16 protein-coding genes are annotated in these 18147 nt (G+C 57.5%); 12 read left to right on the forward strand and 4 right to left on the reverse strand.

Translation table 11 applies throughout. The features are described 5' to 3' along the window. The 8 genes from TL5118_RS07460 to phoB all read left to right on the forward strand — a co-directional run bounded on the left by TL5118_RS07460 (window position 1) and on the right by phoB (window position 8968). Window positions 1-1056, forward strand: coding sequence for a sensor histidine kinase (locus tag TL5118_RS07460; protein WP_058242024.1), 1056 nt, complete (start codon window positions 1-3; stop codon window positions 1054-1056). Window positions 1057-1235: 179 nt separating this feature from the next. Further along, complete coding sequence (locus TL5118_RS07465) at window positions 1236-2273, forward strand: substrate-binding domain-containing protein (protein WP_058242025.1); 1038 nt, start codon at window positions 1236-1238, stop codon at window positions 2271-2273. 462 nt (window positions 2274-2735) lie between these two features. Then, window positions 2736-3791, forward strand: coding sequence for a substrate-binding domain-containing protein (locus TL5118_RS07470; RefSeq protein ID WP_058242026.1), 1056 nt, complete (start codon window positions 2736-2738; stop codon window positions 3789-3791). Window positions 3792-3877: 86 nt separating this feature from the next. Next, entirely contained in the window at window positions 3878-5362 is a 1485-nt protein-coding gene (gene pstC, locus TL5118_RS07475; RefSeq protein ID WP_058242027.1) for a phosphate ABC transporter permease subunit PstC, read from the forward strand. Further along, the gene (pstA, locus tag TL5118_RS07480) at window positions 5359-6705 is read left to right on the forward strand and encodes a phosphate ABC transporter permease PstA (protein WP_058242028.1); all 1347 of its coding nucleotides are present in this window, start codon (window positions 5359-5361) and stop codon (window positions 6703-6705) included. The genes pstC and pstA overlap by 4 nt, the downstream gene beginning before the upstream one ends. Window positions 6706-6730: 25 nt before the next feature. After that, the gene (pstB, locus tag TL5118_RS07485; protein WP_058242029.1) at window positions 6731-7528 is read left to right on the forward strand and encodes a phosphate ABC transporter ATP-binding protein PstB; all 798 of its coding nucleotides are present in this window, start codon (window positions 6731-6733) and stop codon (window positions 7526-7528) included. A 12-nt stretch (window positions 7529-7540) separates the two neighbouring features. Next, window positions 7541-8275, forward strand: a complete 735-nt coding sequence (phoU, locus tag TL5118_RS07490; protein ID WP_058242030.1) for a phosphate signaling complex protein PhoU — start codon at window positions 7541-7543, stop codon at window positions 8273-8275. A gap of 3 nt (window positions 8276-8278) precedes the next feature. Continuing rightward, window positions 8279-8968: a phosphate regulon transcriptional regulator PhoB gene (gene phoB, locus TL5118_RS07495; protein ID WP_058242031.1), complete on the forward strand. Its 690-nt coding sequence runs from the start codon at window positions 8279-8281 to the stop codon at window positions 8966-8968. 53 nt (window positions 8969-9021) lie between these two features. Here the strand turns inward: phoB and TL5118_RS07500 are convergent, their stop codons facing one another. Continuing rightward, window positions 9022-9930, reverse strand: coding sequence for a LysR family transcriptional regulator (locus TL5118_RS07500; RefSeq protein WP_058242032.1), 909 nt, complete (start codon window positions 9928-9930; stop codon window positions 9022-9024). A gap of 108 nt (window positions 9931-10038) precedes the next feature. Here TL5118_RS07500 and TL5118_RS07505 point away from each other — a divergent pair, with 108 nt between their 5' ends. Together TL5118_RS07505 and TL5118_RS07510 are read left to right on the forward strand one after the other, a co-directional pair. Next, window positions 10039-11259, forward strand: a complete 1221-nt coding sequence (locus TL5118_RS07505) for an acyl-CoA dehydrogenase (protein ID WP_058242033.1) — start codon at window positions 10039-10041, stop codon at window positions 11257-11259. A 305-nt stretch (window positions 11260-11564) separates the two neighbouring features. Then, entirely contained in the window at window positions 11565-12290 is a 726-nt protein-coding gene (locus tag TL5118_RS07510; RefSeq protein ID WP_058242034.1) for a hypothetical protein, read from the forward strand. Window positions 12291-12359: 69 nt separating this feature from the next. Here the strand turns inward: TL5118_RS07510 and TL5118_RS07515 are convergent, their stop codons facing one another. After that, window positions 12360-13706, reverse strand: coding sequence for an ISNCY family transposase (locus TL5118_RS07515; RefSeq protein ID WP_058242035.1), 1347 nt, complete (start codon window positions 13704-13706; stop codon window positions 12360-12362). Window positions 13707-14037: 331 nt separating this feature from the next. Here TL5118_RS07515 and TL5118_RS07520 point away from each other — a divergent pair, with 331 nt between their 5' ends. Both TL5118_RS07520 and TL5118_RS07525 read left to right on the forward strand, forming a co-directional pair. After that, complete coding sequence (locus tag TL5118_RS07520; protein ID WP_058242036.1) at window positions 14038-14793, forward strand: LuxR family transcriptional regulator; 756 nt, start codon at window positions 14038-14040, stop codon at window positions 14791-14793. 399 nt (window positions 14794-15192) lie between these two features. After that, entirely contained in the window at window positions 15193-15981 is a 789-nt protein-coding gene (locus TL5118_RS07525) for an LEM-3-like GIY-YIG domain-containing protein (protein WP_058242037.1), read from the forward strand. A 97-nt stretch (window positions 15982-16078) separates the two neighbouring features. Here TL5118_RS07525 and tsf read toward each other — a convergent pair whose 3' ends face one another. Both tsf and rpsB read right to left on the reverse strand, forming a co-directional pair. Beyond that, window positions 16079-16957 (reverse strand): translation elongation factor Ts, encoded by an 879-nt coding sequence (gene tsf / locus TL5118_RS07530; protein WP_058242038.1) that lies wholly within the window; start codon window positions 16955-16957, stop codon window positions 16079-16081. 78 nt (window positions 16958-17035) lie between these two features. After that, on the reverse strand, window positions 17036-17809 hold the full coding sequence (rpsB, locus tag TL5118_RS07535; RefSeq protein WP_058242039.1) for a 30S ribosomal protein S2: 774 nt from the start codon (window positions 17807-17809) through the stop codon (window positions 17036-17038). Between the last annotated feature and the right edge of the window lie 338 nt (window positions 17810-18147).

The raw sequence follows: 18147 nt of genomic DNA on the forward strand, positions 1-18147 counted from the left end.
ATGTCCCAAGATCCCCAGTTCAGCGCCGCCCATGCGCTGCTGTCGGCAGTGCCGCAACCGGCGCTGTTGGTGACCGGAAGTGAACGGATCATCGGCGCCAATGCCAAGGCTGAGGCGCTTCTGGGGGGCGGTTTAAGCGGTCGCCATCTGATCACGGTGATCCGCCAACCTTCGGTGCTGGAGGCGATTGAACGCTGTGACCTCAATCGCAGCACCCAAGAGGCGCGGTATCTGGGCCGCGATGTGCAAAATGAGCTGACCTATAAGGTCAACTGCGGCTACGTCGATCTGCGCGATGTACAGGGGGTTCTGGTCAGTTTTGAAGATATCAGCCAGGCCGAAGCCATCGGCCAGATGCGGCGCGATTTCGTGGCCAATGTCAGCCATGAGCTGCGCACGCCTTTGACCGCGCTGATCGGGTTTATCGAAACGCTGCAAGGCCCCGCAGCCGAAGACGCCAAAGCGCGCGATCGCTTTCTGTCGATTATGGGGGATGAGGCCAGTCGAATGAACCGGCTTGTCAGTGACCTCTTGAGTCTCAGCCAGGTCGAGGCCGAGGCGCGGTTGCGGCCGTCACAAAATGTCGATCTGGGGCACCTGCTGGCCGAAACAGTGGAGGGGCTGAGCCCGGTTGCGGATGCAGCCAATGTCACCGTTGACTGGCACTTGCCCGACCAACCCGTGACCATGCCCGGTGACAGCGACCAGCTGCGCCAGATCTTCACCAACCTGATCGAAAACGCGATCAAATATGGTGGCCGGGACAACACCGTCACCCTGCAGCTTAGCGAAAGCCCCCGTGATCCGGTGCTGCGGCAGGCTGGCGTGCGTGTGGATGTGATTGACCGCGGCCCGGGGATTGAGGCGGTGCATCTGCCGCGCCTGACAGAGCGGTTTTACCGCATCGACAGTCACCGCTCGCGTGAGATGGGCGGCACCGGTCTGGGGTTGGCGATCGTGAAACATATCGTCAATCGCCATCGCGGCCGGTTCAAGATCCAGAGCACGCCCGGCGAAGGGAGCACCTTCTCAGTTTTGCTACCTATGGAAGGGTAATTCGCCCCTATAAGCGAGGCCGGAAAATACATTCTACCAGAGATATGTATATACCGTATTTTTACTAAACTGCCCAATAGTTAAGCCGTTTTGCCCTGCGACCGTTCCTCATTCCGGGGAGCGGAGTGTGTACCCTGTCGGCTCCTCCATTTGCCGCCGACCCCAAGCAGGAGAAGTTCATGTCTCTCAAGAGGCTCACCGCCGCCACGGCGATGTTCACTGCAATTGCGGCTACCGCCGCGCTGGCTGAACCGGTCGAAGTGGCCGGCTCCTCCACTGTATTTCCCTACGCCATGATGTCCGGCGACACGTTCGTTGAAAACCACGACTTTGGTTACCCCAATGTTGAATCGATCGGCTCCTCCAAGGGTCTGAAACGGTTCTGCGAAGGTGTTGGCGCTGATACACTGGATATCGCAACCGCATCGCGCAAAATCAAAGCCAAGGAAATCAAAGCCTGTGCCGAAAATGGTGTGACTGACATCATCGAAGTGCGCATCGGCTATGACGGTCTGGTTTTCGCCAGCGCCAAGAAAGGCCCGTCCTTCAACTTCGTTCCGGCCGATTGGTATCAGGCCCTGGCCGCACGTGTGCTGGTCGACGGTGCACTGGTTGAAAACCCCTACACCTCCTGGGCGGAGTTAAATGCTGATCTGCCTGACCTCGGCATCCGCACCTTTATCCCGGCCTCCAGCCACGGCACCCGCGAAGTTTTTGACCAGAAGATGATGCTGGCGGGCTGCAAAGCCACCGGCGCCTATGACCTGCTGCTGGCCGAAAATGGTGGTGACGTCAAAGCCGCTGGCAAAGCCTGCCTGATTACCCGTGAAGGCAAAGCGGTTGAGGAGCTGGAAGTCACCGGCACCGAAACCCTGGACAAGATGCGCGGCGCCAAAGGCAGCATCGCGCTGCTGGGCCTGGCATTCTATGAAACCAACATCGGTGAACTGCAGGCCGCTACTGTTGAAGGCGTTATCCCGTCGGCTGACGTGATCGCAACCGGCGAATACCTCGTGTCGCGCCCACTGTTCATGTACGTCAAGAAGGCCAACATCGCGCTGACCCCGGGCCTCAAGGAATATGTCCAGAATGTCCTGTCGGATGAGCTGTCGGGCCCCGGTGGCTTCCTGACCATCTTTGGTCTGGTGCCGGATCCTGAACTGGCCAGCACCCGTGACATGGTAACCAATGAAGTGACCATGGGCGCCTCAAGCTAAGCGCCCCCAGTTCCCCCAGTCAGGGGAGGGGCGCAACTGCCTCGGCCTGCAACTGTTGGTCTGAGCGCCCCAGAAACCGCGGCTTCCCCCCGGAGGCCGCGGTTTTCTGTTGTCAGCTGTCATATTGGATTCGGAATTCCCTCACCAGAACGCCGGTAAGGCAGCAAATATGACATATTTCGCAGACATCTGTCACAAATCCCCTCTACCAATCGAAATAGTTGTCTAGTTTTTTGCACTTTCTAGAAAAGATGGGCGCGACACTTGATAAAAATTTACCAAACTATTTCAACGATATAGAGATATTTGCTTCGCCTATATGACAGTTTGCTCCGGCAAAATCTTAATCTGTCATATCCCTGTTACACACACGTCACAAAAGCATCGTGCAAGACGCTTAGATCGCCTTTCAGTGGCCGTCGTGGGGATGGCCCAAGACTGAAATCAGGAGAGAGTCTCTTTATGTCGTTCGTGAAACTGACCGCCTCAACCTTGGCCATCGCGGCCGTATCCGCAACCGCCGCTGCCGCTCGTGACCAGGTGCAGGTTGCCGGTTCTTCCACCGTTCTGCCTTACGCTTCGATCGTTGCAGAAGCCTTCGGTGAAAACTTCGACTTCCCGACCCCCGTTGTTGAATCGGGCGGCTCCTCGGCTGGCCTGAAGCGCTTCTGCGAAGGTGTTGGCGAAAACACCGTTGATGTTGCCAACGCATCGCGCAAGATCAAAGACAAAGAGATCAAAGCCTGCGCCGAAAACGGTGTGACCGACATCATCGAAGTGCGCATCGGCTATGACGGCATCGTCTTCGCCTCGGACATCGCTGGCGAAAAATTCGAATTCACCCCGACCGATTGGTTCCTGGCCCTGTCCGACAAAGTTCTGGTCGACGGCGCGCTGGTCGACAACCCGAACAAAACCTGGGCTGACGTAAACGCCAACTTCCCGGCTCAGGCTCTGGCCGCTTACATCCCGGGCACCAAGCACGGCACCCGTGAAGTGTTCGAAGACAAAGTGATCCTGGCCGGCTGCGAAGCCACCGGCGCATTCGACGCCTTCCTGGCCGGCGCCGAGGGCGACAGCGAAAAAGCCAAGAAAAAAGCAGCTGAGAAAGCCTGTATCGCTCTGCGTACCGATGGCGTTTCGGTTGACATCGACGGCGACTACACCGAGACTCTGGCCTCGATCGAAAGCAACAAAGACGGCATCGGCGTCTTCGGCCTGTCGTTCTACGAGAACAACACCGACAAGCTGACCGTTGCGACCATGTCGGGCATCGTTCCTTCGACTGAATCGATCGCAACCGGCGAATACCCGGTATCGCGCCCGCTGTACTTCTACGTGAAGAAAGCCCACATCGGCGTGATCCCCGGCCTGAAAGAATATGCTGAGTTCTTCATCGCTGATGAGATCGCCGGCCCTGACGGCCCGCTGGCCGAATACGGTCTGGTTGCCGATCCTGAGCTGGCCGACACCCAGGCAGCCGTTGCTGACGAGCAGGTTCTGGGCGCCAACATGTAATCAGCCCCCTGGCTGACAAGACAACGGGGGCTGCGTGATTTACGCGGCCCCCAATAATTTCCAAACCCAACACACTCGGAGAGACCATGCCTGCTACTTGGCCCGTTTCCTGGCTTGTCTTGATCCTGCTCGGTCTATCAGTGATCGGCTACTTCCTTGGGCGCCAACGCGCCCTTGCCTCTGCAGGCGGCGACAGCCGGTTGCTGCATTCTCTTCCGAATTTCTACGGGATGAACGTGCTCCTGAGCGCTTTGATCCCCTCCGCCGTGGTTCTTGGCGCCTGGGTGCTGATCCAGCCGATGGTGATCAACTCCGCCGTTTCCAGCGCGATCCCGGCTGAGGTCATCGCCGAAGGCTCCAGCCGTGATCTGGTGATGAGCGACGTGAAGCGCGTCGCCGAAGGTCTAGAAATCGCGCGTGAAAGCGGCGCTGTAACGCTGGCAGAGATCCGCGCATTGGACGCCACGCAAACTGACATCCGCGCGCTTTTGGCGGAGGTTGGTGTTGCCCTTGGCAGCGACGTGCAGCCCGCAATTTTGAAGGCCGCGCAGGACTACCGCGCCATGTCGATCACCGGTAGCAATGCGATGATGATCATCGTGTTGTTAATCGCGATTGTCGGCTTTGGCCGCTCCTATGCGCGCACCCATCACGAATATCGCGCCCGCAACATCGTGGAGCGCGCTGTGCTGGCGCTGCTGATCGGCGCGGCATCGCTGGCGATCCTGACCACCGTAGGCATCGTTCTGTCGATGTTGTTTGAAACGGTGAACTTCTTTGGTCTACACGACTGGAAAGATTTCTTCTTCGGCACGGTCTGGGCCCCGAACTTCCGAGGTGACTCGGAACTGGCGATTTTCCCGCTGCTCTGGGGCACGCTTTACATCTCGGTGGTGGCGTTGTTTGTGGCGGTTCCGATCGGGTTGTTCGCGGCGATCTATCTGTCAGAATACGCATCGAAAGCGGTGCGTGGCTTTGCCAAACCGCTGCTAGAAATCCTGGCAGGCATCCCGACCATCGTCTACGGCCTCTTCGCGCTGGTGACTTTCGGCCCGTTTCTGCTGCGCATGTTTGGTGACGGCGGGGTTCTTGGCGTCAACTGGATGACTGACGCCCGTTCAGTTGCCACCGCTGGCATCGTCATGGGCATCATGCTGATCCCCTTCGTCAGCTCGCTGAGTGATGACATCATCAACGCCGTGCCGCAGTCGCTGCGCGATGGCTCCTACGGGCTGGGCGCAACCAAATCCGAAACCATCCGCCAGGTGGTGCTGCCTGCGGCCTTGCCCGGCATCGTTGGTGCGATCCTGCTGGCCGCCAGCCGCGCGATTGGCGAAACCATGATTGTGGTGCTGGGGGCAGGGGCCATTGCCCGTCTGTCCACCAACCCGCTGGACGCGCTGACCACCATCACCACCCGTATCGTCAGCCAGCTGACCGGGGATGGCGATTTCGCCTCACCTGAAACGCTGGTTGCCTTTGCACTGGGTCTGACGCTCTTCGTGCTGACCCTCGGCCTCAATGTCCTCGCGCTCTACATCGTGCGCAAATACCGGGAACAGTACGAATGACCGACGTTTCGCAAACCCCGCAAAACGCGCCGAAAACCTCGATCCACACGGTGGATGCGCGCACCAAAAAGCGCAACGCCGCGGAGCGCCGGTTCAAAGCCTACGGCATCGCCGCCATCACCGCAGGCCTGCTGGTGCTGCTGGTGCTGATCGGCACCATCCTGAGCAACGGTCTGGGCGCCTTTCAGCAGACATTTGTCACGCTGAATGTGGAGCTGCTGGAAAGCAAGCTGGACAAAAAAGGTGAGCGTAATCTTGAGGATATCAAGAAAGTCTCAACCTTCGGCTATGCCCCGTTGCTGAAAACCGCCTTTGAGGAAAAGGTTGCTGAGCTGGAGCTGGAAACCGGTCTGAAGTCCAAAGACATGGCGGCAATCCTGTCGAAGTCTGCGGCAGCTGACCTGCGCAACCACGTGCTGGAAGATCCTAGCCGGATCGGCACTACGGTGGAGTTCACCTTCCTCGCAAACAGCCGTGTCGATGGCTACCTGAAGGGCCGCGTGACCCGCGAAAGCATCGCCAATGACAAGAAAATCTCAGCCGCTCAGCTGGATTTCGTCGACATGATGGTTGCGGCGGGTGTGGTCAAGAAAACCTTCAACATCGATTTCATCATCGGTGCCGATGCCTCGGACCAACGTCCCGAAGCGGCCGGCATCGGTGTGGCGATGATGGGCAGCTTCTTCATGATGCTGGTGGTGCTTCTGCTGGCCCTGCCGATTGGGGTGGCCGCCTCGATCTATCTGGAAGAGTTTGCTCCGAAAAACTGGATCACCGATCTGATTGAGGTGAACATCTCAAACCTGGCTGCGGTGCCCTCGATCGTCTTTGGTATCCTTGGTCTTGCGGTTTTCATCAACTACATGCACTTGCCGCAATCCGCACCGCTGGTGGGGGGCCTTGTGCTGACGCTGATGACCTTGCCGACGATCATCATCTCGACGCGGGCCTCGCTGAAGGCCGTACCACCGTCGATCCGTGACGCGGCGCTGGGGCTTGGCGCCTCCAAGATGCAGTCGGTGTTCCACCACGTTCTGCCCCTGGCCGCACCGGGCATTCTGACCGGTACGATCATTGGTCTGGCGCAGGCCTTGGGCGAAACCGCACCGCTGCTGTTGATCGGGATGATCGGTTTCATCGCGTCAAATGCGCCGGACAGCATCAGCGCTGGCCTGCTGTCGCCAAACTCCGCCATGCCGGCCCAGATCTATGAATGGGCCAAACGTGCTGAGCCTGCGTTTTACGAACGCGCCTGGGGCGGCATCATCATTCTATTGATTTTCCTTGTGACCATGAACACGATTGCGGTGATCCTGCGCCGCCGGTTCGAACGTCGCTGGTAAGACTTGCGAGAAAGGGATCATCGCCATGTATGACTCACCCGCTCTGGAGGCCTCTGTGGACCAGAAAGAAACCAAAATCGCCGCTAAGGACGTTCAGGTCCATTACGGCGACACCCACGCGATCAAAGATGTCTCGATCGACATTCCGGCCAAAACCGTCACCGCCTTTATCGGGCCGTCGGGTTGCGGCAAGTCGACCTTCCTGCGCTGCCTGAACCGGATGAATGACACCATCGACATTTGCCGGGTCACCGGTGACATCCTGCTGGACGGCGAAGACATCTACGACAAGCGCGTCGATCCGGTGCAGCTGCGCGCCAAGGTGGGCATGGTGTTCCAGAAGCCGAACCCGTTCCCCAAGTCGATCTATGACAACATCGCCTACGGTCCGCGGATCCACGGGTTGGCCCGCACCAAGGCAGATCTGGATGTGATCGTGGAAAAGTCCCTGCGTCGCGGCGCAATCTGGGATGAGGTCAAGGATCGCCTGCATGCGCCGGGCACTGGCCTGTCGGGCGGTCAGCAGCAGCGTCTGTGCATTGCACGCGCCGTGGCCACCGAACCTGAGGTACTGTTGATGGATGAACCCTGTTCGGCGCTGGATCCGATTGCAACCGCACAGGTCGAAGAGCTGATCGACGAGCTGCGCCACAAATTCGCGGTGGTCATCGTGACCCACTCGATGCAGCAGGCGGCGCGTGTCAGCCAGAAAACCGCCTTCTTCCACTTGGGCAATCTGGTTGAGTTTGGTGACACCGGTCAGATCTTCACCAACCCGCAAGATCCCCGCACCGAAAGCTATATCACTGGCCGTATCGGCTAAGGAAACCAGACCATGAACAGCGACACCATTCTAGACGAAAGCCATATCGTCACCTCATTCGACCGCGATCTGGAAAGCATTCAGGCGCAGATCATGAAGATGGGCGGCCTTGTCGAAGAGGCCATCCTGAAAGCCGCACAAAGCCTGAACGACCGCGATGAAGAAGCGGCCGAAAAGGTGCGCAACAGCGACAAAGCCATCGATGCTCTGGAAAACCAGATCAACGAAGGCGCGGCGCAGATCATCGCGCTACGGGCGCCGACCGCGTCTGACCTGCGGGTGATCCTGTCGGTGATGAAAATCTCGGGCAACCTGGAACGTATCGGTGACTACGCCAAAAACATGGCCAAGCGCACTGGCGTTCTGGTGCAGATGGCACCGATCAACGGCAGCCACACCGCGATCCGCCGCATGGCGCGCGAGGTGCAGCTGATGCTGAAGGACGCGCTGGACGCCTATATCCAGCGGGATGCCGATCTGGCCCGCGATGTGATTGCCCGCGACGAAGATGTGGATCAGATGTACAACGCCCTGTTCCGTGAATTCCTGACCTTCATGATGGAAGATCCGCGCAACATCACCGCCTGTATGCACCTGCACTTCATCGCCAAAAACACCGAACGGATGGGCGATCATGTGACCTCCATCGCGGAACAGGTGGTCTATCTGGTCGAATGCACTTTGCCTGACGAAAGCCGCCCCAAGGGGGATAAAACCTCCTTTGATGCGGATCTGGGTGAGGTCTAAGCCATGGCTGCCAGTCAACCCACCGTCCTTGTGGTTGAGGATGAGCCGGCGCAGCGCGAAGTGCTGGCCTATAACCTGGAGGCCGAAGGCTTCCGCGTGGTGAAGGCCGAAAATGGCGAAGATGCCCTGATGTCGGTGGCCGAAGAAAACCCTGACATCATCGTGCTGGATTGGATGCTGCCCTCGGTTTCGGGGATTGAAGTTTGCCGCCAGTTGAAAACCCGCAATGAAACCCGCGGTGTGCCGATCATTATGCTGTCGGCGCGATCCGAAGAGGTGGATAAGGTGCGCGGTCTGGAAACCGGCGCGGATGACTATGTGGTCAAACCCTATTCGCTGGTTGAATTGATGGCCCGTGTGCGCGCCCAGTTGCGCCGCACCCGACCTGCCACTGTGGGCGAGCGGCTGGAATACGAAGATATCGTGCTAGACGCCGAAACCCACCGGGTGACCCGTGGCGGCGATCCGTTGAAACTGGGCCCGACCGAGTTTCGTTTACTGTCGACCTTCATGGAAAAACCGGGCCGCGTCTGGAGCCGCGAACAGCTGTTGGATCGCGTCTGGGGCCGTGACATCTACGTCGACACCCGCACCGTGGATGTTCACATCGGCCGGCTGCGCAAAGCGCTGACCCGTCAGGGTGGATCGGACCCGCTGCGCACCGTGCGTGGTGCGGGATACGCACTCGGCTAAATCCGAAAGATCATTAGGGCAGGGGGCGTTACGCCCCCTTCTTTATGCCCACCTTAGCGCGGCAAAGCATCTTCATCCTCGGCCTGCGTGGCCAGCCAATCGCGGAAAGTTTGCAACGATCTGTCCTGTGATTTCTCCACCGGCCAGACCAGAAAATATGACCCCAGCGATCGGGTAGCGCCACCATAGGCATGCACCAGGCGGCCGGAGGCCAGATCCTGCTCCACCAGGTAATCCGGCAGCAGCGCCACTCCCAGCCCGTGCAAGGCCGCCTGTGTGATGGTAGAAAACTGATCATAAAGCGTCCCCGCCACGCCCGTCGCCTCAACCCCGTAGCTTTCAAACCACTGCGCCCAGGCGGAGGGCCGCGTTTCGATATGCAGCAAGGGCAGGGTGAGCAGATCGCGCGGATGGGCCACCACAGTTTGCCCCAGCAAATCCGGCGCACAAACCGGTACGACATTTTCAGGTTTCAGCCGCAGCGCCTCACATCCCGACCAATCGCCATTGCCAAAATGTAGCGCTGCATCAAAGGGTTCTTCAGTAAAGCTAAACGGTTTCAGTCGGGTCGACATGTTGATGGTGATCTCAGGGTGCCGCTTGGCGAAATCTGCCAGGCGCGGCACCAGCCAGCGCATGCCAAAGGTCGGCAGGATGGCCAAGTTCAGCGATCCGCTCTCTGGATTGACCTGCACCTTAAGCGAAGCTTTGGCGATCATTTCCAAGGCGTCGCGGATGGTCGCGGCATATTCACTGGCGGCGGGCGTCAGCTTCATCATTTTGCGGTCGCGCACGATCAATGTGGTGCCCAGTTGGGTTTCCAACGCCTGCAACTGACGGCTGACCGCACTTTGGGTCTGAGACAGTTCATCGGCCACCGCTGTGGCGCTGCCCAGACGGTCCAGGGCTTCCAGCGCCCTCAGAGATGCAACAGAGGGCAGGTAACGGCGCGGCGCAGGCATCTATGACTTTTCCTCATGACATAATGCGGAAGAATTGCTGTATCCTGCCTTAAACCCGGTATATCCCTGCGTCAATCGTAATGAAAACTCATGAATTGGAGGTCCAACATGACCGATCGTCCCGCACTGCGCGCCAAAGATAAACCCGATCTGGGGGCTTTTGATTGGGCCGACCCGTTTAAACTGGACCAGCAGCTGACCGAAGATGAGCGGATGATCCGCGACAGCGCTCAGGCTTACTGTCAGGAAAAGCTGCAGCCACGTGTTCTGTCGGCCTTTGAAAACGAAGAAACCGATCCGGAAATCTTCCGCGAAATGGGGGATATGGGCCTGTTGGGCGTGACCATTCCCGAAGAATACGGCGGAATTGCAGCAGGTTACGTGGCCTACGGCCTGGTTGCCCGCGAAGTCGAGCGTGTTGACTCGGGCTACCGTTCGATGATGTCGGTGCAAAGCTCGCTGGTGATGTATCCGATCTACGCCTATGGCTCGGAAGAACAGCGCAAGAAGTATCTGCCGAAACTGGCCTCGGGCGAATGGATCGGCTGTTTTGGTCTGACCGAACCCGACGCAGGTTCGGACCCGGCCGGCATGAAGACCCGCGCTGTGAAAACCGAAAACGGCTATGTGCTGACCGGTTCCAAGATGTGGATTTCCAACAGCCCGATCGCCGATGTCTTTGTTGTTTGGGCCAAATCCGAAGCCCACGGTGGCAAGATCCGCGGTTTCGTGCTGGAAAAAGGCATGAAGGGCCTCAGCGCGCCGAAGATCGCCAACAAGATGTCGCTGCGTGCCTCGATCACCGGTGAGATCGTGTTGGACAACGTGGAAGTGGGCGAAGACGCGCTGCTGCCACATGTCGAAGGCCTGAAAGGTCCGTTCGGCTGTCTGAACCGTGCCCGTTACGGCATCAGCTGGGGTGCCTTGGGCGCGGCTGAGTTCTGCTGGCACGCCGCACGTCAGTACGGTCTTGACCGTCACCAGTTCAAAAAGCCGCTGGCGCAGACGCAGCTGTACCAGAAAAAACTGGCCGATATGCAGACCGAGATTTCGCTGGGGCTTCAGGCCAGCCTGCAAGTGGGCCGCCTGATGGACAAAGCAGAAGCCGCGCCGGAGATGATTTCGATCGTCAAACGCAACAACTGCGGCAAAGCGCTGGAAATCGCGCGCCACGCCCGTGACATGCACGGCGGCAACGGCATCAGCTTGGAATTCGGTGTGATCCGCCACATGGTGAACCTGGAAACGGTCAACACCTATGAAGGCGCCCATGACGTCCACGCGCTGATCCTGGGCCGTGCACAAACCGGGCTGCAGGCATTTTTCTAAAGCCTTAACAGAATACAGATCAAAGCGGGCGCCACAGAGCGCCCGTTTTTGCGTTAAGGCGATGACGTTTGGCCGATAGGGGATTGTTTTATTGATATTTTCAGCAATTGGCTTGCTGTATGATAAGCGTCTTACCCGTCAATCTATTGTAAATCCCATTCAGAAATGTCACTGGCTGCGCAAAGCAGAAACGTCACCACAGGGAGGGACAGGAGCAAGGCTTTGCAGCCCGCAGACCCCAAATATCGGAGGGCTGAAAAGCCTTGCGGATTGCGGGTCTGTGGTGTCGAGGATAGCGTGGCGACATGCTTCCGACGCTCAAACTTCACTCAGATGCTGATGTCCTGAAACACTCTTCGCTGGTTCGTGGGATGACGCTTGCGTTGCGTTATGCCAACGAAACCGGCGGGATCGGGCTGACGCAATCAGGCTCCTTCAACCGCAAGTTTGTGCATTGGGCGGCGGAACACTTTGAATGGCCAGATTACACCGCCACCGAGTTATTCGAAATGAACAAGGTGCTGGATGAATACAAAATGCCACCTTTGTTCCCGGTGCATGGGTTGCTGCGTCATCTGAAGCTTCTTCGTCGTTACAAGGGCAAGCTGGTTGCGACTAAGAAAGGACGGGAGATGGCGGAAGCATCTGACGTCTTTTTTGATCTGACCGCTCCGGTTTATCTTTATCGTTTCATCCATGATGAACGGATCGAAGCCCGGGGTGGCCCCTTGGGCAACTGGGACATCTTTCTGAACGTGATCAACGTCGAGGCGCGGGCAGGGTGTACCTTAGCACATCTTCTCAAAACGCTTTACGGGTGGGAAGAAAAGGACCGCTACGATCCAGAGCACAGCGACATGCGGTTTGCGCTGAAATTCTGCGTCTTGCAGCCACTGTGTTGGCTCGGCCTGCTTTGGGAAGATCGGGAGGGGCTGAGGATTTGGGACGACGGCACATTTTACAAGACGCCACTCTGGCACGCAGCCCTTAAACTCGAAACCGATGGTCAGGCCGCTTTACGCCTTGTCTGATGCCACAGCTGCCGCATCCTGCTCGGCGTGTTTGAGCTCGTAATAGGCGTCCATGTCAGCAGTCTTGAGTTATTCTGCCGCGCGCGCAATCTTCTTCTTGGCCCGCGATCCTGGCGGTCTGCCTGGCCGACGCCCGTTCGGCTTGTAGCCCATCTTCTCTGAGTTTGTCCGCACCTTCGGCTTAGGCGGTGCGGCGTCCTGCATCTCTTTGACATAGGCCAGAACCGCACCGAGCCGCTTGTTCTCGGTGATGGCTGCATGGGTGACGCGCTGGTCCATATCAAAGATCCTGTAGGGCAGGGCTTGGCCTTTCCAGCGTACCTCGAACCGCCCATCCACAAAGACATAGGTGTCCACATATTTGCCGACCAGAGCGCGTGACAGCTCGTTCTCTTCGAGCATGATCCGCTTGCGGTCATAGGAAAACGTGAGCTGCTTGCCGACATAGCGGTTCTCACGCCAGCACAACACTTCCGCCAGCCGATCCGGCTCCACATTCAACGCCCGGTGCAGGTTGTCCGGTTTGGCCGGGGCCTTGGCAAATTTGGCGTTAAAGCGGCTCTTAAAGCCTTCAAGAAAAGCGTTTCCGGCTTTCATGTCCGAAACGCCTGCCAGCCTCAGTTCTTTGACAAGCCGGTCCTGAAGCGTGCGGTTGGCCCGTTCTACGCGACCTTTGGCCTGAGAGCTGTTGGCGCACAGGATCTCGATGTTCAGCTCATTCAACGCACGCCCGAACTGGGTCATGCCTGCACCATTCCTGGCGTCTTCTTTGGCAACTCGGAATACCGAATGCTTGTCGCTGTAAAAGGCCACTGGGCGGCCATGCTGAACCAAATAACTGTCCAACGCCTCGAAATAGCTGAACGTGCTCTCGGACTTCACAAACCGCAGCTCCATCAAGGTGCTGGTGGCATCATCGATGAAAACGAGCAGGGTGCAGGGATCACCCCGATCCTCAAACCAACGGTGATCGGAACCATCAATCTGGATCAGCTCACCATAGCATTCGCGCCGTAAGCGAGGTTGATGGAAGGTCCGGCGCTGTTTCCGCGAGAGCCAGATGCCGTCTTCGATCATCCATTTGCGCACGGTCTCGCGAGACACTGTGAACCCGTGATGCTCAGCCAGCTTCTCAGCTGCCAGTGTTGGGCCGAAATCCGGGTAATTCTCTTTGATCAGGCTCAGAGCATAATCGCGCTTTGCATGATGGATACGATTGTTTGGAGGTTTGCCGCGCGCCTTATGCCGGATCGCTGAGGCGCCATCCTGCCGGTATCGCTTGAGAAGCCGGAACACTTGCCGCCTTGTCAGATCCAACATGTTCGCCGCATTAGCGACCGTCAGCCGACCATCACCAACCTGCGCCAAAACCTCAACGCGGTTCAAATCGCGCTCGCTCATCATCACCCATCCCATGTCCGCTCGTCCTCGCTACCGTATGCGAGGAGAGTGACACTTCTGAATTGCTCAGGGGTGACATTATCGCTTTGCGGCTACATCTATAAATCGTATAATTAGTATTATGGTAAATAGTGATACACCCAAGAGACACCCCGCATAGAAACGCCGCCCAGCAGCACGACAGACCTGCAACACTGATATCGCAAAGTTTGAATTTGGCGCGTTGTAGGCCTCGACACAACACGCGCTTGAGATGTAAGTTTTTTGCGCATACCCTGTGTGCCCCTGTGACGCATCTCTTCCCCCATGCATCACGCATTGGAATGCAACAAAACTCGAGGACGGAATGAGGAATAGCAAATATCTGCAAGCGCTCACCAATACGCAAAGTATTGAGGAGCTCTGGGATATGCACACGCGCAAAATGGCCTCCTACGGGTTTGACCGTCTGCTCTATGGTTTCACGCGTTACCGCACCTCCACCTCGCTTGGGGATCCCGATGATTTCATCGTGCTGACCAACCACGATCCGGCCTACACAGATGTCTTCATGGGCAAAGGCCTGTATTTCCATGGCCCTATGGTCAAATGGGTGCTGGAAAACGAAGGCGCCGCCAGCTGGAGCATCCTGGGCGAAATGCTGGATCAAGGTGCGCTGAGCGAGAGTGAGAAGCGCGTGCTGGAGTTTAACCGTAAAATGCAGGTGACCGCCGGTTATTCGATCAGTTTTAAATCAATTTCCCCGCGGGCCAAAGGGGCAATTGCGCTGACTGCGCAGGCCGATATCCCGCAGGAAGAGATTGATAAGGTCTGGGCCGAACATGGCGACGAAATTCTGGTGATGAACAATGTATGTCACCTGAAAATCATGACCCTGCCCTATGCAACGCCGAACCAGACCTTGACCAAGCGGCAGCGTGAAGCGCTGGAATGGGTTGGCGACGGCAAGACAACACAGGACATTGCGCTGCTGATGGGGCTCACGCCTGCCACGGTTGAAAAACACCTGCGCCTGGCCCGCGACAACCTGAATGTTGAGACCACCGCACAGGCGGTTTTGAAGGCGGCACTGCAGAACCAAATGTTTGTTATCGAAGCCTAAGAATTGATGCTACGGCATTGATAACCATAGGTTTTAACGCGAATCTTGAAGGTTGATGTCGCAAGGTACGGAAAACCTTACTTTCTCTTCGGCGCTGTATTTTGCATGTTGCAGGAGTTCCGTGAGTGGTGGCTTTGGCCAGGGAACATACGGAGGGGACCCCTTGTCATTGCAAGGCTCTCTGCTTCGTCCGGTTTTCCGGATGCCGATCTATACGCTTATTGGTCGCGTATAGGTCGGTTATCGGTTGCACTCCCGCTCATCCCCAATCGTCCAGGGGTGCATCCGGTGTTTCAAGGAGCGGCGTCGCAATGTTTTGCGGCGCCGCTTTTTTGTGGCCGGTTCGCGCTGCCTATGATTTAACAAACCCACAGAAATAATACCTAAGAGTGATAAAAGATGACCACCCCGGCCAATTCGGTCCACCCTACCCTGCCAAATGCCTTTCCTGCTGAAGTATCAGACGCACTAAACTTCTACGTTTATCGCTTAATCGATCCCAGAAATGGCGAAACTTTTTATGTCGGAAAAGGGAAAGGCAATCGTGTATTCGCCCATGCCGCCGGCCTAAAAGAAACGCTCAACACTGCCGAGGCGGAGGAGGATCGCCCGGTCCTCAATGATAAAATGACCAGGATCTATGACATTATGAAGTCAGGTCTTTCGGTACAACATGTGATCCACCGTCACGGGCTGGACAACAAAACAGCCTACGAAGTTGAGGCCGCCCTTATTGAAGCCTATCCTGCGGTCACCAACATTGCTGGTGGGCATGGCTCTTTGGATCGGGGCGTTGCCCATAGTTCTGAGATCATTCGCCGTTACATGGCGGAAGAGGCGATTGTTGATGATCCGGCTGTGGAGATCATTGTACGGCACTCATCTGGGAAGAATGAATTGTATGACGCTACGCGATTCAGCTGGCGCATCAGCCAGGTCCGGGCAAACAAAGCACGACTCGCTCTTGCGGTTGAGAACGGCCTGATTATTGGTGTCTTTGAAATTGACGAATGGCTGCCGGCGACGGCCAGAAATTTCCCTGGGTTGATAGACCCCGATACCGAAAGTGACCGCTTCGGCTTTGTTGGCCGTGAGGCGGCACAGCATCTGAAAGATAAATACCACATGAAGAAAGTTGCACCGCGGGCGCGGGGGGCCGCGAACCCGATCCGGTACCACAATATCTAAGATCTGGCCCCAATCGCGCAGACGCCGCACAAAAAACGCCCCGCGCAGCAAGCACGGGGCGTTCAAAGAAATTCCTGAAACCTCAGGACTGTCGGGCTTACGAGCCTTTGACAGCGGCAGCGACTTCAGCTGCGAAATCTTCTTCTTTTTTCTCGATGCCTTCGCCCACTTCCAGACGCACAAAGCCGAGAACCTCAGCGCCGGCTTCGGCGGCTGCTTTCTCAACGGTCAGGTCGGGGTTCACAACAAACGCCTGACCCAGCAGAGTGCTTTCGGCGATGTATTTCTTCATGCGGCCAACGATCATTTTTTCGATCACGGCGTCGGGCTTGCCCGATTCCTTGGCGATGTCGATCTGAACCTGACGCTCTTTTTCAACAGCAGCCGGATCCAGGTCCGCTTCGCCCAGGGCCAGCGGGTTAGCAGCTGCGATGTGCATTGCAACCTGCTTACCAAACGCTTCGTCGCCGCCTTTCAGCGCAACCAGAACACCGATCTGGCCCAGGCCAGCGGCAGCAGCGTTGTGCACGTAGGAGGCAACAACGTCACCCTCAACCGATGCCATACGACGCAGCGACATGTTTTCGCCGATGGTGGCGATTTTGTCGGTGATGGTGTCGGCAACCGTTTTGCCACCCATGTCAGCAGCGGCCAGCGCTTCAACATCAGCGGCGTTCAGAGCAGCAGCTGCGATGCCTTTAACCATTTCCTGGAAGTCGGCGTTTTTCGCAACGAAGTCGGTTTCCGAGTTCACCTCAACAGCAACACCCTTGCCACCTTCAACGGCCAGAGCAACAAGGCCCTCGGCTGCGGTACGGCCCGATTTCTTGGCGGCTTTCGCCAGACCTTTGGTGCGCAGCCAATCAACCGCGGCTTCCATGTCGCCATCGGTTTCGGTCAGCGCTTTTTTCGCGTCCATCATGCCTGCGCCGGTCGAATCGCGCAGTTCTTTCACCATCTTTGCAGTGATCGCCATGAGAGGCTCTCCTTGGTAATATGTTTGAACTTCCGGGGGCGGCCTTAACCGCGCCCCGTGTCACTGTGATGACGAAGCTTAGGCTTCGGCGCCTTCTTCGGCGGCAACGGCTTCTTCAACCATGCCATCTTCCAGCGCGCCCAGGTCAACACCTGCGGCATCCATCTGAGCCGACATACCGTCCAGGGCAGCGCGGCTGACCAGGTCGGTGTACAGAGCGATCGCGCGGGCCGCGTCGTCGTTGCCGGGGATGATGTAGTCTACGCCTGCGGGCGAGCAGTTGGTGTCGACAACAGCCACAACCGGGATACCCAGCTTGTTGGCTTCTGCGATGGCCAGCGACTCTTTCTTAACGTCGATGACGAACAGCAGGTCAGGCACGCCGCCCATGTCACGGATACCACCCAGCGAAGCCTGCAGCTTCTGCTGGTCGCGGTCCATGTTCAGACGCTCTTTCTTGGTCAGGCCTTCGGCGCCCGATGCCAGTTTCTCATCGATCTCTTTCAGACGGTTGATCGACTGCGAAACGGTCTGCCAGTTGGTCAGCGTGCCGCCCAGCCAGCGGTGGTTCATGTAGTACTGTGCGCATTTCTCAGCGGCTTCAGCAACCGGGCCAGCGGCCTGACGCTTGGTACCAACGAACAGAACACGGCCGCCTTTGGCAACGGTGTCACGTACAACTTTCAGAGCCTGGTCCAGCAGCGGAACAGTCTGGGTCAGGTCCATGATGTGGATGCCGTTGCGCGAGCCGTAGATGTACTCGCCCATGCGGGGGTTCCAACGCTGGGTCTGGTGACCAAAGTGTACGCCGGCTTCCAGCAGCTGGCGCAGAGTGAATTCAGGAAGAGCCATTCTCTTATTCCTTTCCGGTTTGTGCCTAAGCGGGGCTTTCAAGGGCACGCGCCCAACCGGCGGACCGTTACAGGATTTCTCCCTGCAGGGCCCAACCCCGCCTGTGAAGTGCCGCGCGTATAGACGGGTTTTGTAGGGGTGGCAAGTACTATCGGGCAGGAAAAGCTAAGTTTTCCACAGCCAGCCTGTGCCATGCGTTTTTACACCTCTTGAGCCTGCCAAAAATCTCTCTATGGTGTGACGCTTCGCCTGCTGACTGCTACAACAGATCCAACAGTCAAACCAGCGGAAAGGGAGCGTGATCCGTTCGCGCCGACCCTTAGCTTGAACATCATAGT

The sequence above is a fragment of the Thalassovita autumnalis genome (assembly GCF_001458255.1).
Lineage (GTDB): Bacteria > Pseudomonadota > Alphaproteobacteria > Rhodobacterales > Rhodobacteraceae > Thalassobius > Thalassobius autumnalis.